At 55.2% G+C, this 24,808-nt stretch carries 21 protein-coding genes; 1 reads left to right on the forward strand and 20 read right to left on the reverse strand.

Annotated features, from left to right (window positions below):
• Nucleotides 1-41 precede the first annotated feature (41 nt).
• Entirely contained in the window at nucleotides 42-1,769 is a 1,728-nt protein-coding gene (locus B5495_RS04395; protein WP_079551641.1) for an SLC13 family permease, read from the forward strand.
• A 137-nt stretch (nucleotides 1,770-1,906) separates the two neighbouring features.
• On the opposite strand, the gene B5495_RS04400 is transcribed toward B5495_RS04395, so the two are convergent.
• From B5495_RS04400 to B5495_RS04495, 20 genes are all read right to left on the reverse strand, one after another.
• On the reverse strand, nucleotides 1,907-2,203 hold the full coding sequence (locus tag B5495_RS04400; RefSeq protein WP_079551643.1) for an addiction module antidote protein: 297 nt from the start codon (nucleotides 2,201-2,203) through the stop codon (nucleotides 1,907-1,909).
• Nucleotides 2,200-2,499 carry a type II toxin-antitoxin system RelE/ParE family toxin gene (locus B5495_RS04405; RefSeq protein ID WP_079551644.1) on the reverse strand — a complete coding sequence of 100 codons (300 nt, stop codon included), beginning with the start codon at nucleotides 2,497-2,499 and terminating at the stop codon, nucleotides 2,200-2,202. The genes B5495_RS04400 and B5495_RS04405 overlap by 4 nt, the downstream gene beginning before the upstream one ends.
• An 80-nt stretch (nucleotides 2,500-2,579) precedes the next feature.
• Nucleotides 2,580-3,548 (reverse strand): glycosyltransferase family protein, encoded by a 969-nt coding sequence (locus B5495_RS04410; protein WP_231897227.1) that lies wholly within the window; start codon nucleotides 3,546-3,548, stop codon nucleotides 2,580-2,582.
• Between the two features lie 148 nt (nucleotides 3,549-3,696).
• Nucleotides 3,697-6,009 (reverse strand): glycosyltransferase family 2 protein, encoded by a 2,313-nt coding sequence (locus B5495_RS04415; RefSeq protein WP_079551648.1) that lies wholly within the window; start codon nucleotides 6,007-6,009, stop codon nucleotides 3,697-3,699.
• A complete protein-coding gene (locus B5495_RS04420; protein WP_079551650.1) occupies nucleotides 6,006-7,400 on the reverse strand; it encodes a hypothetical protein in 1,395 nt (464 codons plus the stop codon). Before B5495_RS04420 ends, B5495_RS04415 begins: the two co-directional genes overlap by 4 nt.
• Before the next feature lie 81 nt (nucleotides 7,401-7,481).
• Nucleotides 7,482-8,471: a UDP-glucose 4-epimerase GalE gene (gene galE / locus B5495_RS04425; RefSeq protein ID WP_079551652.1), complete on the reverse strand. Its 990-nt coding sequence runs from the start codon at nucleotides 8,469-8,471 to the stop codon at nucleotides 7,482-7,484.
• Nucleotides 8,472-8,518: 47 nt separating this feature from the next.
• Nucleotides 8,519-9,214 carry a hypothetical protein gene (locus B5495_RS04430; protein WP_079551654.1) on the reverse strand — a complete coding sequence of 232 codons (696 nt, stop codon included), beginning with the start codon at nucleotides 9,212-9,214 and terminating at the stop codon, nucleotides 8,519-8,521.
• A 233-nt stretch (nucleotides 9,215-9,447) separates the two neighbouring features.
• Nucleotides 9,448-10,866, reverse strand: coding sequence for an IS1380 family transposase (locus tag B5495_RS04435; RefSeq protein WP_079550256.1), 1,419 nt, complete (start codon nucleotides 10,864-10,866; stop codon nucleotides 9,448-9,450).
• Between the two features lie 43 nt (nucleotides 10,867-10,909).
• Nucleotides 10,910-11,266, reverse strand: coding sequence for a hypothetical protein (locus tag B5495_RS04440; protein ID WP_079551656.1), 357 nt, complete (start codon nucleotides 11,264-11,266; stop codon nucleotides 10,910-10,912).
• Between the two features lies 1 nt (nucleotide 11,267).
• A complete protein-coding gene (locus B5495_RS04445; protein WP_079551658.1) occupies nucleotides 11,268-12,410 on the reverse strand; it encodes a polysaccharide pyruvyl transferase family protein in 1,143 nt (380 codons plus the stop codon).
• Between the two features lie 3 nt (nucleotides 12,411-12,413).
• Nucleotides 12,414-13,787 (reverse strand): glycosyltransferase family 4 protein, encoded by a 1,374-nt coding sequence (locus B5495_RS04450; protein ID WP_079551659.1) that lies wholly within the window; start codon nucleotides 13,785-13,787, stop codon nucleotides 12,414-12,416.
• Between the two features lie 13 nt (nucleotides 13,788-13,800).
• Nucleotides 13,801-15,669, reverse strand: a complete 1,869-nt coding sequence (locus B5495_RS04455; RefSeq protein ID WP_172824525.1) for a glycosyltransferase family 2 protein — start codon at nucleotides 15,667-15,669, stop codon at nucleotides 13,801-13,803.
• 46 nt (nucleotides 15,670-15,715) lie between these two features.
• Nucleotides 15,716-16,264 carry a dTDP-4-dehydrorhamnose 3,5-epimerase gene (gene rfbC / locus B5495_RS04460; RefSeq protein ID WP_079551663.1) on the reverse strand — a complete coding sequence of 183 codons (549 nt, stop codon included), beginning with the start codon at nucleotides 16,262-16,264 and terminating at the stop codon, nucleotides 15,716-15,718.
• 121 nt (nucleotides 16,265-16,385) lie between these two features.
• Complete coding sequence (gene pgm / locus B5495_RS04465) at nucleotides 16,386-17,969, reverse strand: phosphoglucomutase (alpha-D-glucose-1,6-bisphosphate-dependent) (protein WP_079551664.1); 1,584 nt, start codon at nucleotides 17,967-17,969, stop codon at nucleotides 16,386-16,388.
• Between the two features lie 22 nt (nucleotides 17,970-17,991).
• Nucleotides 17,992-18,858: a UTP--glucose-1-phosphate uridylyltransferase gene (locus tag B5495_RS04470; RefSeq protein ID WP_079551666.1), complete on the reverse strand. Its 867-nt coding sequence runs from the start codon at nucleotides 18,856-18,858 to the stop codon at nucleotides 17,992-17,994.
• 25 nt (nucleotides 18,859-18,883) lie between these two features.
• Entirely contained in the window at nucleotides 18,884-20,578 is a 1,695-nt protein-coding gene (gene pgi, locus B5495_RS04475) for a glucose-6-phosphate isomerase (protein WP_079551668.1), read from the reverse strand.
• A gap of 116 nt (nucleotides 20,579-20,694) precedes the next feature.
• Nucleotides 20,695-21,582 (reverse strand): glucose-1-phosphate thymidylyltransferase RfbA, encoded by an 888-nt coding sequence (rfbA, locus tag B5495_RS04480; RefSeq protein ID WP_079551670.1) that lies wholly within the window; start codon nucleotides 21,580-21,582, stop codon nucleotides 20,695-20,697.
• 72 nt (nucleotides 21,583-21,654) lie between these two features.
• Nucleotides 21,655-22,524 carry a dTDP-4-dehydrorhamnose reductase gene (rfbD, locus tag B5495_RS04485; RefSeq protein WP_079551671.1) on the reverse strand — a complete coding sequence of 290 codons (870 nt, stop codon included), beginning with the start codon at nucleotides 22,522-22,524 and terminating at the stop codon, nucleotides 21,655-21,657.
• A complete protein-coding gene (rfbB, locus tag B5495_RS04490) occupies nucleotides 22,521-23,615 on the reverse strand; it encodes a dTDP-glucose 4,6-dehydratase (RefSeq protein WP_079551676.1) in 1,095 nt (364 codons plus the stop codon). Before rfbB ends, rfbD begins: the two co-directional genes overlap by 4 nt.
• 89 nt (nucleotides 23,616-23,704) lie before the next feature.
• A complete protein-coding gene (locus B5495_RS04495) occupies nucleotides 23,705-24,787 on the reverse strand; it encodes a KpsE/RkpR family capsule polysaccharide export protein (RefSeq protein WP_079551678.1) in 1,083 nt (360 codons plus the stop codon).
• Nucleotides 24,788-24,808 lie beyond the last annotated feature (21 nt).

Below are 24,808 nucleotides of genomic sequence, written 5' to 3' on the forward strand. Positions count from 1 at the left end.
AAATTCGACAAGTCAGCTGTTTAACCTCAATGGATATGTCTATGCCTGCCTGGGCTGTTTTGATTTCACTGTGCGCCTTTCTTGCCCTGCTGGTCAGCGGTCGCACCAAGCCTGCCACCGCCTTTACCGGCCTTGCCGGCCTCTATCTGCTCGCCGGGCTGGTCGATACGCCCACGCTGCTGTTGCAGTACACCAACCCCGCACTTGCCACGCTGCTGTTGCTGCTTTTGGTTTCTATCGCGTTGGAACGCTCGCCGCTGCTCGATTGGCTTTCACATCGCTTGCTTCACGGTAGCCCACGCCTGGCCACTGCTAAACTGATGGGCACCAGCGCGGTACTCTCGGCGTTTCTCAACAATACGGCGGTGGTCTCGGCTTTTTTGGGCGCCATATCGCGGCAACGACGCATTGCTCCCTCACGTCTGCTAATTCCGCTGTCTTATGCCTCGGTGCTTGGCGGTGTTACCACGCTGGTCGGCACATCGACCAACCTGGTGGTCAATTCGTTTTATCTGAATGCCAGCGGTCAGGAATTCGGCATGTTCCAGTTTGCCCTGGTGGGTGCACCTGTCGCGCTGATTACGCTAGCGATGCTGCTCTGGCGGGCCAATGCGCTGCCCCATCATCAAGCCGAAGGCACCCGAGACCGGCTGGCCTATTTTCTTTCCGCGGAGTTGAGCCCCGGCTCGCCTCTGGTCGGCAAAAGCATTGAAGATAACGGCCTGCGCGGGCTGGATGGGCTTTATTTACTTGAAATTGAACGCGGTGGCCGGCTGCTTAGCCCCGTCTCGCCCGATGAACTACTGCAGGCTGGCGATACGCTGGTCTTTACCGGTGAGGTCAATAAAGTACAGGCGCTGCAGCGCTTTCCCGGGCTAACGCTCTTTGGCCTCAAGGCCGATAACGTGCTGGCCACCAACCTGGTCGAAGTGGTGATCTCACATCAGTCAGAATTGCCGGGACAAACGCTGCAAGGGGTAGATTTTCGTAGCATGTTCAGCGCCGGCGTAGTGGGCATTCGTCGTGGAGAAAAACGCCTTGAGGGGCAACTGGGTCAAATCCCGCTGCGCGTGGGCGACTGCCTGCTCCTTGCCGTGAGCGCCGACTTTCGCCAGCACCGTAACCTGGATCGCAACTTTCACCTGCTCAGCGGCAGCTTTACCCGCCCCCAGCTAAGTCAACGGCAAAGTTTTCTAACGCTAGGCGGTTTCATGAGCGTGATTGGGCTTGCCAGCATCGGCGTTATGCCACTTTTCCACGGGCTTGTTATCCTCATGGGAGGGCTGCTGCTGGGCAATATTGTCACCGTGGCCGAGCTGCGCCGGCGCTTTCCGTTTGAACTATGGCTGATTATCGGCTCCGCGCTGGCCATTGCTCAAGCGCTGGAAAACTCAGGCACGGCGGCACTGCTTGCACAGGGAATGCAGCACCTGTTCAGCGGCTACGGCGTATATGCCGCTTTCGTCGGCTGCTATTTTCTGACGCTACTGCTGACCGAAACCGTCACTAACAACGCTGCCGCCGCGTTGGCCTTCCCCATCGCCTGGAGCACGGCGCAGGCGTTTGGCGCCGACCCGCTGCCGTTCGTGATGGCCGTTGCCTACGGTGCCAGCGCCTGCTTTTTAATCCCGTTTGGCTACCAGACGCACCTGATGGTGTACTCACCCGGTCGCTACCGCATTACCGACTTTCTCAAAATCGGCCTACCCGTAAGCGCCACCTACTCCACCAGCGTACTGGTGCTCACACCGCTGGTGTTTCCGTTTTGAAGGGAGCGAATCGTCAGCAGGGTATCTTTTCCGGCTATTCACAAGCGCTTAGCGCGCTCACAACTCACCCCTGAATGTTTCCCGAGCGTGGGCCAGCTCGCCACCACTCACTATCGATGGTGCCAAAATGCGGCGTTTTATGCCGCTGGCTTATGCGGACGAGCCGTCAAGTCCATGCCTAACGCACGCATCACTGCAAGCAGGGTTTTCAGGGTGGGGTTACCTTGCTCACTGAATGAGCGGTATAGCTGCTCGCGGGAAAGCCCTGTGTCACGGGCAAGATCAGCCATGCCCTTGGCGCGTGCGACCACGCCCATCGCCTTGGCAATATAAGCGGAATCACCCGTTTCCAGCGCATCGGCAAGGAATACAGCCATCGCTTCGTCACTTTCTAGCGCCGCTGCCGGGTCGTAATCATAGATTTTGTCGCTCATAACTCCTCCCTCTCTGCCGCCAGACGGTACGCGGTGGCGATATCGCGTTGCTGCGAGTCTTTATCACCGCCGCACAGCAGAATGATTATCTCATTGCCATGCTGCTTGAAGTAAATACGATAGCCAGGGCCGTGGTGAATACGCATCTCGCTAACGCCCTGCCCCACGGACTTAACATCCCCCAGCAACCCATTGGCAAAGCGGAAGATACGCGCGGCAATCAGTGCCTTGGCGCGCTGATCACGAAGCTTACGCTCCCACTTTCGATAGGTATCCGTCTGTTTAATAGCAAGCATGACTTAACTGTAGTTTTTAGACGACAAAAATACAAGGCAACGGGCAGCGTTACGCTGCGCCCTATATGTGCAGGCTTTCGCTATGACCCAATAGGCAGTGCCGTAATAATTTCCTGAGCGCGGGTCGGGTCGCCAATATGGCTGGCATCGCTGGCGGCCTGCGCGGCCATGCGGCGCGCCTGGCCGGGGTGTTCCAACAGCCATTCAATACAGCGCTGCCACTCGCCGGGGTCATCATCCGCCAGCAGGCCATTAACGCCATGCTGGACCACCTCGGTATATGGGTACCGATTGGCATACACCCCCACGCCGCCCATCGCAGCGATATCCAGAAACTTGATAAACGATTTGCCGCGGTTAAACGGCGTCTCACGCAATGGCGCCAAGCCAATATGCAGCCGCTGGCGCGCCTGATACGCGCGAAATTTCTTCCACGCCAGCGGTGCCGGGCAACGCGTACGCGGCAGGTCGGAAAGCGTTGCCGGCGCATGCTCGCCCAACATCAGCTCAAGCTCGGTATCATTACGCCGGTGCTGCACGGCCTCAAGCGCCGGGGCGATTTTCTCAAGATCTGCCAGGTGCGCCCGGGTGCCATAAAACCCGATGCACCAAGGGCTTGCCGGTGAAGGCCCCCGATCAAAGTGTGTCAGCGCCGGCAACGGCGCAATCAGCGGCGGCGTCATAACGCTTACGTTGGCATGCCGCTTACGCAACGCTTCAGCCAGCTGCTCGCTACATGCCACGACTTCATCGGCAAGCGCCAGCAGGTGCGATTGCTGTGCCGCCGCCTTGGCCATACGCTCGCGATAGGCGGCCGGCAGTGTGACATCCTCGGCTGCCGCAGCCAGATCATCGTCGATTAGATACACGATATGCCCAAAAGTATCGCGCTCTCGTTCCAGCCAGCGAAGGGCCGGCATGGGCAGCGTACGGCACAACACAAGGTTGGCCCCCGGCTGACGCGCCAGCACTTGGCGCGCTAGCCGCCAGCGCCAGCCGCGTACGCCTAGCCGCCCTGCCAACTGCCCCCGAGAACGCAAAAGGGGCACGACCGACTCAAGAAAATAGATATCCTCAGTTGGCCGTGCCCCGTCGCTCAACAATAACCAGCGCTCATGACTCACGCTTCACCATTAGCTTCTCCACTTATACACATACCGCGCGGCATAGCCGCCCTCCTACGAATTAACGCGCTCGCTAGCGCAACGAAAAATCTTCATGCACCAACGTGAGGTTGGGATTGTAGGCCGGATCGCAATCCAACTGTTTGCTCCATGTGTCCCGCATATACCGCGCTTCAGCATTAGCTCGCGCTCGCTTAACAGCATTATCATCCGCGCCACGCGACACCGACTCATGATGATACAGCTCGGCGTAGGGGGTCCACAGGTTACGGTAGCCTGCCCCACGCACCTTCAGGCAGAGGTCCACATCGTTAAAGGCGATCGCCAGGTGTTCTTCGTTCAGGCCACCGACATCTTGAAACACCGCTTTACGCAATAACAAACAGGCACCGGTAACGGCCGACAAATTTTGCGCCAGGTTCAGCCGAGTGAAATAGCCCGGCGAGTTGCGATTAAAGTACTTGTGCGCGTGCCCAGCCACGCCGCCGATGCCCAGGATAACCCCGGCATGCTGAAGGGTATCGTTGGGATAATAAAGCTTGGCGCCTACGCAGCCGATTTCCGGCCGACACGCCTGGCGGACCAGCTCACACAGCCAGTCCGGGTTGATCGGTTCGATATCATTATTGACCAGCCCCAAGATATCGCCACGGGCATACAGTGCCCCAAAGTTATTAATCGCCGAATAGTTGAACGGCTCATTCCAGCGCAACACCCGCACCCGCGCATCGCGAGTCGACACGTCGCGCATGTAGTCCAGCGTAGCCGTACAGGTACTTTGATTATCGAGGATTAATAATTCCAGCTCAGGGTAATCAGTGCGCTCGAGAATGGCATCCACGCACGGCTTGAGAATATCCACACCGTCACGGGTTGGCACCAGCAAACTGACCAGCGGCAGGCGTTCCGGTAGCGGCCAGCGCACTCGGTAGGTATTAGGATAGTGCCCCGCTTCTACCTGTGCGGCGGGAACACGACGCGTTACCTGCTCACGCACTGCCATCAGGCCCGCCTCGGTCGTATAATTTTTCTCGCCACTCTCCAACGCGGTAGAACCTTCACCCGCCCGCCAGTGGTAAAGCACGTGAGGAATATGCACGATCTGATCGGGCGCTAGCCGGTCGCTTACGCGCAGCGCCAAATCGTGATCCTGGCTGCCTTCGAAGCCTTCACGGCAGCCGCCCACCTCGCGCACCAATCCAGTGCGGTATACGCCCAAGTGCGAGATATAGTTCTGCGCCAGCAGCAGATCCGGGTTCCACTGCGGCTTGAAGTGCGGGTCAAAGCGCTCGCCGCGCTCGCCCAGCTTGTCTTCATCGCTGTATAAAAGCCCGGCATCCGGATGACGGTGCAGCGCTTCAGCCACATGAAACAACGCATAGGGCGAAAGCCGGTCGTCATGGTCAAGCAGTGCAACAAAGTTCCCCTCCGCCAGTTCAAGGGCCGAGTTGCTGGCCGCGCAAATATGGCCATTTTGCTGGCGGTACACGACCTGGATGCGCGCATCGCGCTCGGCGTATTCGGCCAGCACCTGGCGCACCTCAGAATCACTGGAGGCATCGTCGGCAATGCACAGCTGCCAATGCGGGTAGTGCTGTTCCAGCACTGAGTCCAAGCATTCGCGCAGCCACTCCAGTCGCGGGTTATACACCGGCAGCACAATCGAAATCAGCGGCCGCTGACGCAGTTTGGCAATGACCCGCTGCACGTGTTGCGGCGAGAGGCGCCGCCGCTTACTCAGCCATTCGGTATAGCTGTAACGGGTAGAACGCCGCTCAAAGGTGGCGTCGTAATCCGCAAGCGCCAGCGTATGCCAGTCGCGTTGCTCCTCACGTGCGCGGCGCTTCAACGCCGGCAGCACTTCGCCTTTGGCCACATCACGGTATTCGTGATGCATATTGGCCAGCCGCTGGGCCAGGCGATCATGGGCAAACCACGGACTCAGCCAAGCCATACGCAGGTGATGCAGGGTAAAGTGCCCCTCTTGGCCCATGGGGTCAAAGCGCAGCGCCTTGAGCGGCCGGGGCACATAAAACAGCCGCTTGCTCACCCGGCCCGCCTTCATTGGCAGGTAAACGCTTTGCGCTTCGTTAAAGCCCCAGCCGGTATCCAGGTAGAGCTTAACGGCCGCGCTTGGTTGATCGTGGGTCATAGCCACTTCAAGCATGTGCCAGCCCGGCAACGGCAATTCACGAGTCAGCCTGAACTGCGGGTCATCACCTACCGCTTGCCATTCAAAGCCGGTACCCGCTGCATTTTCTTCACAGCGCAGATGGCGATGTGGCTTCAAGCGGCTTAGCGGCCGGCGCACCAGCGGTGTTTGGTTGAGTGCCCGCGCCAACCAGCGCAAGCCTTTATCAAGGCGTTTACGAGTACGTGCGTTCATGATTGACCTGCTTCAGGGCGCTTATCCTCACACGCTGCCTGGCTGGCTTGCTGTATTTGCTGCCTTTGTTCCATACGAGCCTTGATGCGTTGTATTCCCTTACCTTCAGGGCGCTTTTCCAAGGCACGTCCAATGGCAAATAGCGCATCCGCCAACAGCCCCTGGCGCTCCAGCAAAACTGCCATCTCACGCAGGCAATCAGCTTCGCGAGCGTGTGGCTTACTTAAGGTATTACGTTGATGTACGGTCAAACCGGGGGTTGGCTCTACACCGCCAGGCTCATTGAATTCGATACCAAGCACATCCAACAGCTTGCAGAAGGTGTAATCCTGCCGCCCCTGTTCACGCTGCTTCACCGCGCGCTGGCGTATGTCGGTTGTTACCTGTGGCGCATCGGCTGCCAATGCGGCCAGCGGAGCTGCCAGATTTAGCCAGTGGTTTGACTCCAGGCTCACCTCAACCGGCACTTCAGCAACCGCCTTGAGTTCAGGAAAATGCTTGACGACGGGGGCCATTTGCTTAAGCAAGTGCTCTTCAAGGCGCTCGCGTATCTCCATGGTAAGGTCAGCCATGGTGTAGCCTGACTCACCACGTGCTCGATCCGAATAGCCTTGCAGGCTCCAATCTACCTGGTGCGCATCATGGGCAGGTAGGTCACCTAGAACGGTATTCAGCAGCCGTTTCAGCTCAAGCGCCGACTTCACATAGCTGCGATTGGTTTGCCCGCCAAGCTGCTGCAACTGAGGAGACATCTGTGTTTCGATACCAAGCGCCTGCAAAAAACGTCCTTCTACTGGCGCGCCACCGGCGCTAGGTGACTGATACGCCATAAAATGACAACTGTCATCCCCGAATGCCTCGGCCCAGTGGATCAGAGGCAAGCCCACCAAGTGCCCTGTGGATTTGCCCAACAATTCAGGCAGTAGCTCACCAAGACGCCTCGTACTCATATGGCGTTTGATGCCCTGGTTATGATTAGCCAGCAAATACTCAATGGGGTGGCGCAGAAAACCGATGACTTTAACATTCAGCCCTTTGCAAAACTCGGACATGGCGGCATGTTGGCCATATAACGCCTCAGCGGAAATCAACAGACAGGCCTGCTGCTTCTTTGCCTCATTCAGCCAACGCTGAAATGTCACGCGTGCCTGTTCTCGTTTGTCGTTAATCAACGCCCCTGCCACTTGGGTATGGCCACCTGAAACGCCATTCACATCCAGCGAGTGCTCCGGATAAAAATACCCCAACTTCAGTAGTGCATCACGGTGGGTAACACAAAAACGTTGTATGGCAGAAGAGCCGCACTTGGGCGCGCCAATATGGAGCACAACCTCAGCGGGTTTATGGGAGCTTGCAGAAGAACGCAAACTCCGAATGACGTGTTTGATCATATAAAAACTCAAATTGATAGAATAGCTCCTGACGATTAGTCGGAGCCCTGCCCCACCATGATGCAGCTGTGCTACTGCTCGCTAGCGAAGCATCCTTCTCTCCCACGCCCAGGCGTGGCGAATGATGATATCCAACTCAGCGTACTGGGGTTGCCAGCCCAGCTCACGCCGCGCCAGAGTCGCATCGGCCACCAGCACTGCCGGGTCACCGGCACGGCGGTCGCCCTCTTTCACTTCAAGCGTGAAGTCATCTTCGGCCACCACCTGCTGCACTGCCTCGACCACCTGCTGTACCGAATAGCCCTGGCCATTGCCCAAGTTGTAGGCCAGCGCGCCCTGCTTCTCGCCGCTTACTAGTGCCTCCAGAGCCAAGGCATGAGCGCTACACAAATCCTCAATATGGATATAGTCACGCACACAGGTGCCATCCTCAGTGGCATAATCACGCCCGAACACGGTGATATTCTCTCGCCGCCCGGAGGCCGCCTGCAGAATCAGCGGAATCAGGTGGGTTTCCGGGTCGTGACACTCGCCCAACTCGCCTTCAGGATCTGCCCCGCAGGCATTGAAGTAGCGCAGGCATACCGAACTGAGGCCGTGGGCAGCATGGAAATCCTGCAACATGCGCTCCACCATCAGCTTGCTAGCCCCATAGGGGTTGATAGGCCGCTGAGGGTGCGCCTCGTCGATCGGCACGCTCTCCGGCTCGCCGAAGGTGGCCGCGGTGGAGGAAAAGATAAAGTGCTTCACCTCGTGGCGCACCATCACCTCAAGCAGGTTGAGGGTATCGGCCACATTGTTGCGGTAATACTTGCCCGGGTCCTGCATGGACTCGCCCACCAGGCTGGCCGCCGCGAAGTGCATCACCCCGTCAAAGCGGTGCTCGCGGAACAGCCGCTCCAACAGTGCAGTATCAGCCAGATCGCCCACTACCAGCTCACTATAACGAGCCAGTTCGCGAAAGCCGGTGGAGAGATTATCCAGCACTACCACGGAATGGTCGGCGCGGAAGAGTTGCTTGACCATATGGGAACCAATGTATCCAGCTCCACCTGCAACCAAAATTTTCAAATTATCCCTCGCCTATCGCTGTATTATAAGAAAACACTGTGCAGGAGTTAACAAAAGGCATCAACCGCTCTAACAACATCTATAACCTTCACATTTCCCTTGTTATTTTCAGCCAAATGCCTAATAAAATCAGGATATACAGACTTACAATAACAAACCAAATCTTCTGCGGAGTTCACGATCACCGTGTTTTTTTTCGCTACAAACTTCTCATCCATAGTGCACCCAACATGCTTCTTCAACCATTTTAAATCATGGCATCTTTCATGTTCCACAAACGAATAGTACTTCTCACCAAACAGCAACTTATTCTCACCGAACCCTTTAAGCAAGGCCACCAGCTTCTTACTCCTTTTATAGGCCTCCCTATCCATAACATTAGGCGCCGAAAACCTAAGATAAACAAAGAGCACTGCGGCGGCCTCTGCCGAAAGCCCCTCGTTAGCCCGCTTCACTTTGATATTATTTTTATCTTCATTTATCCTACTCGCAACATCTGCAACTACATCACCATCAATAAGCGATTCCTTAGAGAACTGAACAAAGGTACTGTGCTCTACCCCAAAAACTTTGACAAATTTCTCAACAAGATTACGGTAGCTTGAATACAACCTTTCAGGCTTTAATTCAGCAACACCTCCTTTTAGACGCTGCTGAAAAAGAGATTGCATAAATGCCACAGGCGACCTTAGATAGCAAATAATTTTTATAGACAAAAAATATTTCTGAAGAAAATCCCTCATCCCGCCTTATTCATCAGGACGCCGAACGAGCGTTTTACGTCCCGTGGTGACCGGGACCGACCGGCTTTTATGTCATACGGTCGCTGAGTAGCCGATTAGCACATAGCTTTATCGTATCAATGCCGTGATATTTATAACTGAAGTTCATTGGTTTCGAGTGACGGCGCAGCCGTGGTCGTCGGCCTCCATAGTGGCCGTTTTGTCTGCTGGAAAAGGCTGAGTAATGCGACGTGTCAGGTCAATGCCGTCAGCCGCGGCAACCCCTTCAGTAAGGATGGCCACCATTTGTCGGCGGCATCGCCGAGGTGCACGGTGATACGCCGGGCGTGCACTGTCAGCGTGGCGGCCACCTTGAGCACCTGCTCGCGCATCCGCTTCAGGCTCCAGCCCTGCCGGGTCTGTCGTTCCAACAGGCAACGCAGCCCGTGTAGCACCTGATAAGCGCAGAGAGTCAGCAGCAGGTTTACCTCGTTGCGGGCCATGACGTCCTGGACGGTGGAGACACCGCGATCAGTCGAGGAGAGATGCATATCGAGCGACGACTTCACCTCGCCCATGTGGGCTTCGGCGCTGCCGCGCTTGCGATAAAGCGCCAGGACCTTTTCCGGCGGCCAGTCGAACTTGCCGAGATTGGTGACCAAAAAGAAGGCATGCAGCAGCAGATCATCGGGCCGCTCTTGTACCACCAGCACCACGCGCCGCGGCGCCGGCCAGGTACCGGCTTGGTACGCCAGGTCATGGCACCATTCCCGAGGTTGCTCGGGGGGCCGGCCGCGTGGCCGCTTCAGATGTGGCGCTGCCAGTGTCTGCAGGCCCGTATGACTGCGCAACCGGCCCAGATACTCGATGTCGCGATCTTCCAGCGCCTCAAGCGTGTCGTTGTCGGTGAAGCCGGCGTCGATGCGCACCTTGACCTTGGCCCCGGTGCTCTCGTTGAGTCGCCGCACCAGATGTGGGATCCAGGTATCGGCATTCTCGGCTGGGCCGGCGTTACCTTCACGCAGCAGGCCGCCCACCATGTCGCCGGTCTCTGCCAGCGAGGCCACCAAAGGCGAGTATATTCTGGCCCCGTAAAGTCCATGAAACGCCGAACCGCCCTGGTGGCCGTGAACGTCGATCGGCAAGCCGTCGATGTCCAGCGTCAGATGCTCGGGGCGTTCGCCGCCGTTCAGCGAGGTCAGTCGCCAGACCGCCAGCCGCAGCAGGCCCTCATGCACGGTATCGATATTGTCGTCGCGGCCCAGGCACGTCAGCAGCCGCGACAGCGTCGCTTGAGATGGCCGGTCCTGAGCCAACGGCGTTGTCCCGCGGGCATCACTGCAGGCTAGCTGCCAGAGCGGGTCACGGCGAAGCGTATCGGTATCGCTGAGGTCGATCCAGCCCATCGAACGCTGCAGCACCAGGGTACGCAGCTGGCTGGCTAACGAGTGGCGGACGCGATCCGGGTCGCGGTGATCGACCAGATGGTCGTCCAGCGCATCGATCATGCCGCTGTTGTCGAGGGCTTCACGCAACAGCAAAGCACCGCTGTCGCTGGTGGTGCGATGGCCGCTGAGCTCGACGCGGATGGACCCGTTGCATGACGGGGTCCAGGGGGATAAGCTTTCACCCATGGCGAGTGGTCCTCTTGAATTGTGTTCGTTCAGGAACATCTTGATTCTACAAGAGAAACTGCTCGCCATCTTCTTTTCTGTCTCAGCCCGGTGAATTAGGCGGGCTCATTCTTACAAGCTCTGGCTCCGTAAAGGTACAAACATCTTCAGCGGAGATAAAAAAAACTTCTTTCTCGGAAGAAAAAATCTGCCTGTCAATAACGGAAAACCACTCACTTACATAAGCATCAACATATTTCTTAGTTTTTCCAAGCTTCCTATGAAAGTGATAATTATAAGGGTTATTTAAAAAAAGACTCGCCATTACATGTGAATGGTTAGGCTCTCCAAAATCAAAATACTCTACACCCCCCTCCCCCATAGACCCATAAAAACTCTCCTGAATAGAGCTACTTCCAGTTTTATGAGTCCCAATGTGTATAATCACCTCTTTTTTCATCTCACTCTCCCTCAAGAAAAACACTCAACCTTTTGAGCTCGGTCAGGGAGTTATTTTGGAAAAATTGTCGGAATTTTTCTGCCAGTTCAAGACGTTGAAAATCATATTTTTCTGCATCAAAATTATAATAGCTTTGCAAATTGTAAATATTAAGTCCGTGCTTACTCACTTCATCCATATGAACGTATGGAACACACATCGTCTCACACAGTTCGACAATTCTAGAGTCGTGAGCAATACACATGGCCGGCACACCAGCTTGTAATGCAAGCATAACACCATGAATACGATTACCAACCACGAAATCAAATTTTCTCAAATGCTCCATCCAAGATGGCACATGAGTAAACATTTCAACATGTTGTCGGCACCACTGCATAAATTCCGGGAGCACCATGTTAGGGCGTAGAAAATTCTTATATTTAAGCAAAACCTCTTTATCCATGTGAGAAAAATCGGCCCGTGCTAACTGAATCATTTCTAGCGTCATCTGAGTAATATAGCTACCACCTGTCTGAGTCACCATATCGGCGAGAGTACGCTCTAACATTCTATGCTTAGGAACCCATGGGCTCCCAGCCGCAACAGCTACTCGCTTAGGTGGAAAAACTTCACGATCCTTGATGCGTTTCCCTAAGTCGCGAAAGGGGCTGATTAGATTGGAAGGACAGCCAAGCACCACTGCCGACTTTTCTCGACCGATGCTTTTTAAGTATTGATAGGTATGCTCTCCTCTAAGCGCAATGTTTGGCTTATCGGATAAGGCCTTTGAAGCCATTGCATCGTACCAGTCTATGGTTCCCTGAGGCACTTCAGGCATTTCACTGACGCTTCCCGCCTGAGCGCCTAGCCCCAATGCGATGACTGGCATATCCATTTTTTCGATCTTTTTTGCCTGTTCACCCATATCACAATGAGCACCTAACTGATTAGCACATGACACCACTAGTAGCTCGTTGTCATTTTTTTGATGACTTCCCGACCAGTTAAATCCCGTGACATTTTCGCCCAATAGCCGGCGCGTAGCATAAGTAAAAGCGAGATTTCCCGTATTCCTCCCAGTGTCTGAAAAAATCTTATCTGTCTCTAAGAAGGGCGCCTCATCAACGGTATCATTCAAAGCATAAAAAACAGGAGTATACATTTATCAACCCTCAAAGATTTGTGCATATTTTTCTGCACTTTTCTGATAACTTAGCGGTGCTTTAATCCCTTCATGTAGCGTCGTCCAATCAGCATCCGTCATGGCAGCGGCACGCTTGAGCGTTTCTGCCAAGCTTAGTGGATTTCGTGCTTCAAAATGCAAGCCATCAACTTCATGCGTAATTTTCTCTTTCATGCCACCAATATCAGAAGCAATAACCGGACGGCCATTAACGAAAGCCTCCTGAATCACCATGGGCGAGTTCTCCCACCATATTGACGGAATAATTACCCAATCGACGTTGCGCATCCGCTCGCGCACCTGAAAGGGTTCATAAGGGCCGACCCAACGCAATGAACCTTCTTCCATTAGCGTATTGGCCATACTCATCACTGAATTTTTGAAATCATCCGCTTGATGCTCAAAATTTGCACCATGAACTTCTACCACAAACTTATCACGATCCTCCCTGGTCATGGAAAGCATGGCGTGCATCAAAACATCAATGCCTTTGAAGGGATTAATTTGGCCAAAGAAGGCCAAGCGGTTACGTGTTGGCTTGCGGAGCTTTCGGCGGACTTTTGAGGTGTCGCACTCTAGCGAACTTCCACTTCTCACATCGTCTTTCTCGTACCGTTCTCCTGTATCATCCTTTTCTTCCGACACGGCGGGAAGCGGACGCGGTGACAGTTTTGGCTCGGGTGACTGTCCATTCTCGATCACACTGATTTTCTCTTCAGCGATTCCCCACTCCACATAACGCTGCTTAAGAAAATGTGAGGGGGAAATAAAATGATCAACATAATCAAAATGATGTCCGATAAAGCTTCGCCGTAACCAAAACTGTTCCTTGGTGAACTCAGGAAAGCAGCGATGACAGTCTTCCAATGATGAACTAAAGCATAGCTTATTGGACCCGCGCTTAACCATCTGCCCCTGCTGATGACAAATTGCCATATACTCATGCAAAGTCAGCACGACGCGAATATCTGGATCTTCTTCCTTGATAACTCTTAACAACTCGATACCTAGATGAAAATAATGGTGCAAATTCACCACTGTTGGTTTCATCACTCGAATCAGCTGACGGAAGTCATTCCATATTGCATGGCTATTGGCTGCTTTTAACAAAAAAGAATTGCCCAGTGACTGTTGCCACAAATACTCATTTTCACGCCGCAACGTCAGCGCACCGGTAGGGCCATTACCGCTATCGTGGCGGGCGACAAACCAAGCTTGGTCTATAGTGTCATCATCACGCAGCGATTTAAATAAATTATATGCGGCCAGCTCACCACCACCCAAGGCAAAATCAGGATGCCCATGGGCCATCACCAACACGCGTGATATTTTTCTGTCTTTTAATGCCGAATCCATCTTTTTTCACCCTTTAACTGAATTTCTTCATCACCGACTGAATTTGTGTACCCCAACGCTGCGTATGACGCCAAGCATTGAAGCGCACAATCAGCGTGCGGAATGATGTATCCCCCAACGAAGAAAATGACTGCCGCTCTAAGTGCACCAACTCAACACCCGGTGCATAACCCACTTTGCTATTTTCGTGGATGACCTTCAGGCAAAGGTCTGAATCTTCGAAATCACCAATCAGATAACCTTCATCCAGCCCGCCAACCTGATCATACAGTTCCCGTGTCATAATGACGCAAGCTCCTGTAACAGCAGGCTTCTCGATCACTTTCATGCCTTCAGGCACCACATCAAACTGTGGGTCTAGGCCAGCCATCGGATGTTTATTAAGCCATACTTGCCAAGAGCTCGAATGAAAGAACACCATGCCTGCATGCTGCATTCCTCCTTCGGGATTCAATAAGCGCGCCCCTAGCATGCCGAATTCAGGATGAGTATCTAGAAGGTGGCTGAGTTGATTGGCCCAACCCGGGATCGTCGGGAAAGCATCACTATTCAACAGTAGTACCTGACGGCCACAACTCACGCTGACGCCAAGATTATTCGCACCGGAAAAACCGCGGTTACGGTGCCCCCAAACCAGTTTAAAGGGTACATTATAAAGCCGGTGAAGGTTTTCCACTTCGTTGGAGATCGCCGTAAGAATACGAGGATCATCCACGACGTAGATAATCTCGGTGCTCTCAAGCAGTGCCGGGTCGCGCGAGAAAGCCAGCAGCTGATGCTCGACAAAATCCCAGCGGCTGTATAATGGAATGATAATGCTAAGAGTGGGGACCTTGGGAGGCATTCCCAATACCTGCACGTCAGGCTCTGTGCTCTGAGCATCAAAGTAGGCTTGGCGTTCTGCCAGCAATTCTTCGATCAATGCACCTTCCCAACGGTTCAATCGCTCATTGAACTTCTCTGCCGGGGTGGGTACGGTAAACGCCCATCGGGCATAGCCTTCAGGATCGCTAGAGACTTCTTCCGGCGTACTGCGAAAAACTTCAAACGCCTGCATTGACTCAGTATGATAAGCGATTAAGCGCATGACCGCACCGGGCATCAAGGCATACGGCCAAGGCATGACAAACCCTGCATCTCCCGTATGCTGACCAAATTGCTCGCGAAACAACTCAACGACATCTTCGCGCTGATAGCGTAATGCGTTATCCAACGACTCAACATTACCTTCACTGTCACACAGCCAGAGCTCCCATCCTGGCTGAGCAACTACCCATCCGGCCAACAACCCACTACGCTGCGGCATGATGCCAAAACGGTCAAGATGTGCGTTAACTTTTAAAGTATCAAGTTGCTGCCAGTTTGCCTGACTCAAAAACTCTGAGTCCCAAGCTGTTGTTGACGGCTGAGTATCAGCATTATCCTGCACAGTAATATCCTCAGGCATATCGACTCCAACTGCTTGATCCATTGTCGGCACTTTAATATGAAAAAGCCGTGGGCTATCCTCTTCTGCAGTCTTCCAAGCCAATTGAATTGCTTGGTATGGCACCTTTATCAGATGCATTTTTATCTGGAAGCCGCGACATTTTAATGATGGGTTAACTCCACGCATGCTGGCTTCAACATCTGTGCGAGGCATATCCGAACATACAGATTTTTGTTGTATACCATCTACCCAGAAGTTCAACGCGGTATGAGCCGTACTAGCTTCCCACCCCTCAACAAGTAATTCATCTTGGGCCAAGCGTACGCTGTCGACCTTCAGTACTGAATCAGACTTGCCATCAGCCATAATCACATAAGGCAACGCTTCAATATCGTGAGCAGCGGTGTTTGGCAATACCTTACCAGCCGCACCTGCTTTATCTGTTTTGCACACGCTTATATCCTTTATGTTATATTTGCGCACCATTCACAAACAATCTTTAGTCAAATTTCGTCGCATCTACAAAGGAATTACCCTGCCCATCCTTCTCTGAGACTCTTGGCGCTTTACCATTAAGCAGCGGCCAATCGATAGCCAGCGTAGGGTCGTCCCAACGGATACAGTATTCATCACCGGGGTTGTAGTAGTCAGTACATTTGTACTGAAATTCCGCCTCGTCACTTACCACATAGAAGGCATGGGCAAAGCCTGGCGGCACCCACAGCATCTGCTTGTTGTCAGCGCTAAGGGTAGCCCCTACCCACTGGCCAAACGTCGGGCTATTTTTACGCACATCCACGGCCACATCAAACACTTCGCCACGCGTCACGCGCACCAGCTTGCCCTGGGGCTTTTCCAGCTGGTAGTGCAGGCCGCGCAGAATGCCGTGCGCTGACATGCTGTGGTTATCTTGTACAAAACGGTAATCGCCGCAGTGCTGTTCGAATTCCGATTGACGGAAGGTTTCCATGAAGAAACCACGCTCGTCGCCGAACACCTTGGGGGTAAGGAGAACGACGTCGGGAATGGCCAGTTTTTCGTAAATCATAAGAGTCTCTTTTTGGGCTACGGACACTCGCGAGACACACGCACAAAACCAAAAATCATTAACATTTGAAATTTTGTCCGTGGAAGTCCGTGTCGTCCGTGGACTGATATTGAAAGCGAGGCTACAGGATGCTGTCGAGGAGCTGTCTGGCTTCAGTCAAAACCTCGTTGAGGTGGGCATCTCCGTGGAAGCTTTCCGCGTAGAGTTTGTAAATCGCCTCGGTACCGCTGGGTCGAGCGGCAAACCAGCCGTTAGCGGTTGTCACCTTGATACCACCAATAGGCGCATCGTTGCCGGGGGCATGGGTCATCACCTGCGTTATCGGGTCGCCGGCCAGGGTTGAAGCCGTTACGCGCTGTGCATCCAGCTGTTTGAAAGCGGCCTTTTGCCCGGCGCTGCAGGGGGTATCAATACGCCGGTAATGCGGCTCACCGTAACGCTGCGTCAGCGCAGCATAGCGTTCGCCGGGAGATTGACCGGTGACGGCCATGATCTCAGCCGCCAGCAAGCACAACGCAATACCATCTTTATCGGTAGACCATGGCTGGCCGTTTTGGGTCAGCAGGCTGGCACCGGCGCTTTCTTCGCCACCAAACGCCAGCCAACCCTGATCCAGCCCGTCTACAAACCACTTAAAACCGACCGGCACCTCATACAGCGGGCGATTATGCCCCGCTACTACGCGGTCGATCATGGAGGAAGATACCAGCGTCTTGCCGATTTTACGCGTTGACGCCCAGCACGGCCGATGGCTCAACAGGTAATCAATGGCCACCGCCAGGTAGTGGTTGGGGTTCATCAGCCCGCCGGCATCAACAATGCCGTGGCGGTCGGCGTCCGGGTCGTTGCCAAAGGCCAGGTCAAAGCGCTGACGAATATTGAGCAAGTTAGCCATGGCGGCAGGGCTTGAGCAGTCCATGCGGATCTTACCGTCGTGGTCCGGCGGCATAAAGGCAAAGGTGGGATCTACCCGGGTGTTCACCACCTCCAGCGCCAGCCCATAGTGCTCGGCTACCCGCTGCCATATCGGCAATGCGGTACCGCCCATAGGGTCGACGCCAAGGCGCAGGCCGCTTGCCTGAATGGCAGCCATATCGACGGTCTCGCCCAGGGTTTCCACATAGTGACCAATCAGATCCTGCTCACGCGCCTGCCGACGCGCCTCGGGCAATGCTAACCTGGCAATACCGGATGTTTCCGCCTCAAGATACTCGTTCGCCTGACGTTCAAGCCAGCGTGTAATACCGGCTTCGGCCGGGCCGCCGTGGGGCGGATTGTACTTGATCCCGCCATCTTCCGGTGGGTTGTGAGATGGCGTGATGATCAGGCCATCAGCCGGCTGAGCCCCTGCACGCTGAAAATCTGCCCCATTGTGACGCAAAATGGCATGGCTGATCACCGGCGTGGCCAGCACTTCATCGTCGGTCGCGATGACGATATCAACGCCGTTGCCGGCCAGCACCTTCAGCGCCGTTTCCCAGGCGGGCAGTGAAAGCGCGTGGGTATCGCGCCCCAGAAACAGCGGGCCGGTAATAGCCGCGTCACGGCGGTAGTCCACCACGGACTGGACAATGGCGGCAATGTGCCAATCGCTGAAACTGCCTGCCAGTGAGCTGCCACGATGACCCGACGTACCGAAATTGACACGCTGCTCAGGATCACTGGCATCCGGGCGAACAAAATAGGCCGCTAACAAGTTTTTCATCGAGTTGTTATCGGTTACTGCCTTACACCTCATAACCGGCCTCACGCGCCAGTTGGGTATTGGCCTGCAGCCAGCCGGCAATATTCCCGCAGTCAAAGGTGCGGCCATGCATGCGAAACGCTTCGACTTGCTGCCCTTCTTGCAGCAAGCGGTCAATAGCATCAGTCAGCTGAACTTCATTGCCTGCCCCGGGGGGCTGAGTACTCAATAACTCCATGATGCGATAAGGTAACAAATAGCGGCCAATAACCGCCAGACGTGACGGTGCCTCAGCAGGGTCGGGTTTTTCCACAACGCCATGCATGGCAACACTCTGGCCGGCACCCGGTTGTCGGCCGCCGCAGTCAATAATACCGTAGCGCTGCACATGGGCTTCGGGTACCGCTTCTACCATGATTTGCGCCCTCTCATTTTGCTGCCAGCAAGCCATCATCCGGCGCAGATCGCCTTCTTGGTCGGCGCCTGCGGGCTGTGGTTTCACCAGCACATCCGGCAACATAACGGCAAAGGGTTCATTGCTGGCCAACAAGTGCGCGGCACACAACACCGCATGCCCTAGCCCGCGTGCTTCGGGCTGGCGCACGCTGGTAATTGTCAACTCTGGTGGGGCAATGTCGGCAAGCGTGTCCAATAAGGCTTGCTTGCCCTTTTCTGCCAGCGATTGCTCCAGCTCCACATGGGTATCAAAGTGATCTTCGATGGCTGCCTTGCCGGTGCGTGTCACCAGGATTATCTCGTTGATCCCAGCGGCTAACGCTTCTTCTACCACATGTTGAATCAGCGGCCGATCTACTACCGGCACCATTTCTTTGGGAATTGCCTTGCTGATCGGCAGCAAGCGCGTGCCAAAGCCCGCCACGGGAATTATCGCTTTGCGCAGGGTGTGCATTGTTACATCCTGTTTACAAGAGAGTTCAAGAGGTGCCGGCATTACGCCATTGAAGAATCTGTTCAAGCAGCTGCCCGGTGGCCGGGTCGCAAACCTGGGCGGTGTCATCCACGCCCTGTTCCTGCGGGCCGTCGACAAACTTTTGGTGAAGGCCGGTCGCCAGCTTTTTGCCCAGTTCTACCCCCGGCTGGTCAAAGGGGTTTAACCCCCACAGCACGGCTTGTACAAATACCTTGTGCTCGTACATGGCCATTAGTGCTCCCAGGCTCCAGGCATCCAGGGTTTCCAGCACAATCGTAGTGCTTGGATGGTTGCCCCGATAACCCGGTGGTATTTTCCCGCGCAGGCCTGCAGGAATAGCCGCATCGCCAAGCGCCATCAGCTGTGACTGTGCCAGGCAATTGGCCAGGGTAAGTGCCTGCTGCTCGCGCAGCGCATCAGTCACGCCCGCTGATGCTGTAACATCGTGGCGTGCGACGGCAATGAAATCCGCACTGACCGTATGACACCCCTGATGCAACAGCTGATAAAACGCATGTTGGGCGTTGGGGCCAAGGTCTCCCCATACAATCGGGCTGGTCGCATGCTGCACGCTTTGCCCGGCCGCGCTTACACTCTTGCCGTTGGACTCCATTTCGACTTGCTGCACATATGGCGTGAAGCTTTTCAGCCGGCCATCGTAAGGCAGCACGACATGACTGGAAATATCCAGAAACTGTGTATTCCAGGCACCTATGCTGCCCAGCAGCGCAGGCAGATTATCCGTAAACGGCGCATCCATAAAATGGCGGTCCATGGCATGGGCGCCGGCCTGTAACCGCTCAAAAACGGGCATTCCCAACGCCATGGCCACGCTGATGCCAATGGCAGACCATACCGAAAAACGTCCGCCTATCGTGTTCAAAAACGTCAGCTGGTGCGCCTCGGGAATACCGAACTCACGCATTTTGTCCGGCTTGGCCGAAATGCCGATCAGCTGGCTGCGGTAAAGGGCACTTTTCTCAACTTCCAGCGCCTCACTTAGCCAGGCCAGCGCCGTTTGTACGTTAAAGCGGGTATCTGCCGTGGTAAAAGACTTGGATGCCAACACTACCAGGGTGGCAGCCGGATTCAGCTCTTCCATCAGCGGTATAAGCTGCGCGCCATCCATGGTGGAGACGTAATGCACCCGTATGCGGCGATAAGCCGGCACGTCTCCCAGTGCCTCGTTAATCAACTTTGGGCCAAGGTCTGAACCGCCTACGCCAATATGCAATACATCTGCAATCGGCTGGCCGGTTGCCCCGCACCAGCGCCCTGCATGCAGTTTGTCGACCAAACCTGCCAACTTACGCTGCTGCGCCTGACACTCTGCCACCGCCGTTGCCATACCGGCAGGTGCCTGTGTTTCTAGCGGCCAGCGAGCCGCCATGTGCAATGCCGCCCGGCCCTCGGAGGCGTTCATCGGCTTACCGCTAAACAGTGCCTGGCGCTTTTCTTCCCAATGGCAGCTTGTTGCCCATTGGCTCAACAGTTCCAGCGTCCGTGGCGTCAGCCGTTGCTTGCTGGCATCCACATGCATGGAGCCAAACGTCCACTGCAGCGCACGGGCGCGCCCATGGCCATGCTCGCTACGCAACAAATCGCCCAGTGGCTGGCACTGCATGGCCTCGGCATGCTGCTGCAGCGCATTAACCGGGGTAAACGCGGGTGTAGGGCTAACGGCTGAAAATTGATTCATGGCATCATCTGGCCTCGTTTCCTTGAGCGTAAAACGCGTGGTACCCGCCAGCGCGGAAGCGCCCGATACCACGCTCCATCACAGCGCACGCACCACCGGCGCTCGAGAAATATGTATTAGCGTCCTGCGCTGCCGCTTGCCAGCATGCGCTGCAAATACTGGCCATATTGAGTCTTGGCCAGGGGCGTGGCCAGATTCGCCAGCGTCTCGTCGCTTATCCAGCCGTTGTGCCAGGCAATTTCTTCCAGGCAAGCGATTTTCAGCCCCTGGCGGTGTTCAATGGTTTGCACGTACTGGCTGGCTTCTAAAAGACTGTCGTGGGTGCCGGTATCCAGCCAGGCAAAGCCACGGCCCAGACGCTCAACGCGCAGGTCACCGCGCTCCAAATAAGCATTGTTGATACTGGTTATTTCCAGCTCGCCACGCTCCGATGGCGTGACGCCTTTGGCAATTTCCACCACGTCGTTATCATAGAAATACAGGCCGGTGACGGCATAGCGAGACTTTGGCTTGGCAGGCTTTTCCTCAATGGAAACCGCCCTGCCCGTCTCATCAAACTCCACCACGCCGAAGCGCTCCGGATCTTTTACCAGATAACCGAATACCGTTGCGCCGCCGGGTTGGGTATCTGCGCGCTTGAGCTGTTCACTGAAATGCTGGCCGTGGAAGATGTTGTCGCCCAGCACCAGGCACACCGGATCGTCGCCGATAAACTCTTCACCGATGATAAATGCCTGGGCCAGCCCATCCGGGCTTGGTTGCATGGCGTATTCAAAGCGAACGCCAAAGTCCTCGCCGTTGCCCAGCAGGCTCTGGTACTGAGGTAAGTCTTCAGGCGTCGAGATAATCAGGATATCGCGAATACCCGCCAGCATCAGCACGGATACAGGATGATAGATCATCGGCTTGTCATAAACGGGCAATAGCTGCTTGGAAACCCCGCGGGTGATGGGATGAAGCCGTGTGCCCGAGCCACCGGCCAGAATAATGCCTTTACGGGCCATATCAGATTCCTTATGTCGTATAAATATTCTGCATCGCAGCTTGGGCGCGCAGGACACACTGAAGCCTGAGCCTTAGCCCAGATGCTCTTTGAGCGTAAGCACCAGCTGGCTTTGCCAATGCGGCAGGGTAATATCGAGTGCATTCTCAAGCTTGTTGAGCTCAAGGCGAGAGTTTAGCGGGCGCGCAGCGGGCGTGGGGTATTGTGCTGTGGGAATGGCCGCTACGCCTTCCGGGTTAATGGCCAGCGTTTCACCGGCGTGTTTTGCCTGCGTAAAAATTTCACAGGCGAAGCCGTGCCAGCTGGCCTCGCCGCGCGGCGCCAAGTGGTAGAGGCCTGCCGCCAGCTTGCGCTCCAATGCCAGACCGGTAACCAGCGCGATTAACCGCGCCGGCGTGGGCGCGCCAACCTGATCCGCCACGATGCCAAGCGCATCGCGCTCGCGGCCCAGCCGCAGCATGGTCTTCATGAAATTGTTGCCGCGTGCGCTGTAAACCCAGCTGGTACGAAACACCAGGGCATCACAGCCGCTCGCGCTTACGGCCTGATCGCCCGCCAGTTTGCTCGCGCCGTAAACGGAAAGCGGCTTTACAGGGCTGTCTTCGGTTCGGGCCTGCTCGCCGTCACCGGGATACACGTAGTCGCTGGAATAGTGAACCAATCGCACGCCCTGCTCAGCGGCGTAGGCAGCCAGCTGAGTGGGCAGCTCGGCATTCAGCCGTTGAGCCATCTGCGGCTCGTCTTCGGCCTTGTCCACGGCAGTGTATGCAGCGGCATTGATAATCAGCGTTGGCCGGTAGTGCTCAAGCCAGGCCTGCACCGCTTGTGCATCGGCTAAATCAAGCTCGGCGCGGCTAGGGGCGTAAACCTCGCCCAACAGGCACAATTGGCGCTGTAGCTCAAAACCGACCTGGCCATTGCCACCCATAATAAGAATATTCATGCGCCGACTCCCAGCCGCTGACCCTGATAGCTGCCATCTTGTACGCGTTGCCACCAGGTTTCATTCTCCAGATACCACTGTACGGTTTTGCGCATGCCGCTTTCGAAGGTTTCCTGCGGCACCCAGCCAAGCTCTCGCTCGATTTTGCTGGCATCAATGGCATAGCGCAGGTCATGACCGGGCCGATCAGACACGTAGGTGATGAGATCGGCATAGCGGGCAATGCCCGACGGCTTCTCCGGCACCAGCTCTTCCAGCAACGCGCACAATGTGTTTACTACTTCGATGTTCTGCTTCTCGTTGTGGCCACCGATGTTGTAGGTCTCGCCTATTTCGCCTTCGCTAGCTACCTGAATCAGCGCCCGTGCGTGGTCTTCCACATATAGCCAGTCGCGCACCTGCTTGCCGTCACCGTAGATAGGCAACGACTTACCGGCCAGCGCGTTAAGAATCATCAGCGGGATCAGCTTCTCGGGGAAGTGATATGGGCCGTAGTTGTTGGAGCAGTTGGTCACCAGTGTGGGCAAACCGAAGGTACGCTGCCAGGCACGCACTAAATGGTCTGAGCCGGCCTTGCTGGCGGAATACGGCGAGCTGGGTGCATAAGAGGTGGTCTCGGTAAACAGCTCATCAGGCCCGTCCAGGTCACCGTAAACCTCGTCGGTACTGATGTGATGAAAGCGAAAGTCAGCGGCCTTGGCAGCGTCGCTCTGCTGCAACGCCGCCCAGTAACCGCGCGCGGCTTCCAGTAGCACCGCAGTACCGACCATATTGGTTTGAATAAACTCGGCGGGGCCGTCAATGGAGCGGTCAACGTGGCTTTCGGCGGCCAGGTGCATCACCACGTCGGGCTGATGCTGTTCAAATAATCGCTGCATCGCCTGAGCATCACAAATATCCGCCTGCTCAAAGGCATAACGTTCGTGATCTGCGACGTCTGCCAATGACTCAAGATTACCCGCGTAGGTAAGCTTATCAACGTTCACCACGCGGTGGCTGGAGCGTGCGATCAGCTCACGCACCACGGCAGAGCCAATAAAGCCGGCGCCGCCGGTGATCAGGAAAGTCTTGGTGTGGGCTGAACCATTCATTATGTATTCCTTTTTACTGACTCTGTTACTGATCAATTTTTTTGAATTATGTTTGTTATGCACTTCTCGCTATGTGCCGCCGGCTGTCATCAATCTCTGTGGTCACGAATAATCATGGCCATCATGCTGGCGATAAAGCCCAGAAAGATGACGATGAGCGCAAACAACGTTGTGTTGTAGAGCCGGTCTGGCTTGGTGGGGTACTCCGGCTGGAGCGGGCTTTGCAGTACGCTGACCTGCTTGAGTTTGCGCGCGGCTTCCAGGCGGGTGCTTTCCAGTGCGCTCAGCGCGCTGGAGTAGGTCTCCTGGGCGAACTGGGCTTTGAGGTCCAGCGTTTCATACTGCGAGGAAATACGGTTGAGCGACTCTCCGGTGGCTTTGGCCAAGCGGTCGCTCTGCAGCTGAATCTGTTCGTGCAGCGCATCAATCTCTGCCTGAACCCGCTGCATCTCAGAGGATTGTACGCTTTGATAGGTGGAAAGCGCCTGGCGCTGAGCGCGCAGGCGGGCAAGCTCGCCCTCTAGCGTGGCGACAACTTGGTTAAGGCTTTCTACCGTACTGGTGGGCGATACCAGCCCTTCTTTGTTCTGGAACGCCAGCAGCTTGGCGCGGACGCTATCCAGCCGCTCTTCCAGGCGTTTTAACTGCTCTTCAAGAAACAGCACTTGCTCTTGTGCCAGCCGCTGGCCCATCTCATTCATGTGCGCTTCGCCGGCCTTTAGCAGCAGGGCTACCATCGCGTGGGCAAATTCGGGCGAATAGGCCTGCACCTTAATGTTGAGCACACCGGCGTATTCGTCCATTTCTACCTCGACCCGGCGCTGGTAATACTTATGCAGCTTTTCAATCGGCGCGTCGGCGTCCCACAGGCGTGCAAAGACGTCGCCGTTTTCGCTGTAGTGCTGGCGAAAATCGAGCTCGCTTTGTACTCGCTTGAGCATATCCACCGAGAGCAGATACTCGCGCAACAGTAGCAAGTCCTTATCACCGCCTGACCCGGTTAAAATGGACGAAAAACTGATATCCGGCTGGGCGATTTGCGGGCTTTCCAACACAACGGTTGCCCGCGAGACATATCTGTCTTCGGCCCATAACAGCCAATAAACGCTAACAAGAAAAATGGCGGCAAGCGCCACGGCCCAGTGGGGCTGGTTTTTGATGAACTGTTTCATTAGAAGCTTAGCCGTTAAGGA

This window comes from Vreelandella subglaciescola, from assembly GCF_900142895.1.
Taxonomy (GTDB): domain Bacteria; phylum Pseudomonadota; class Gammaproteobacteria; order Pseudomonadales; family Halomonadaceae; genus Vreelandella; species Vreelandella subglaciescola.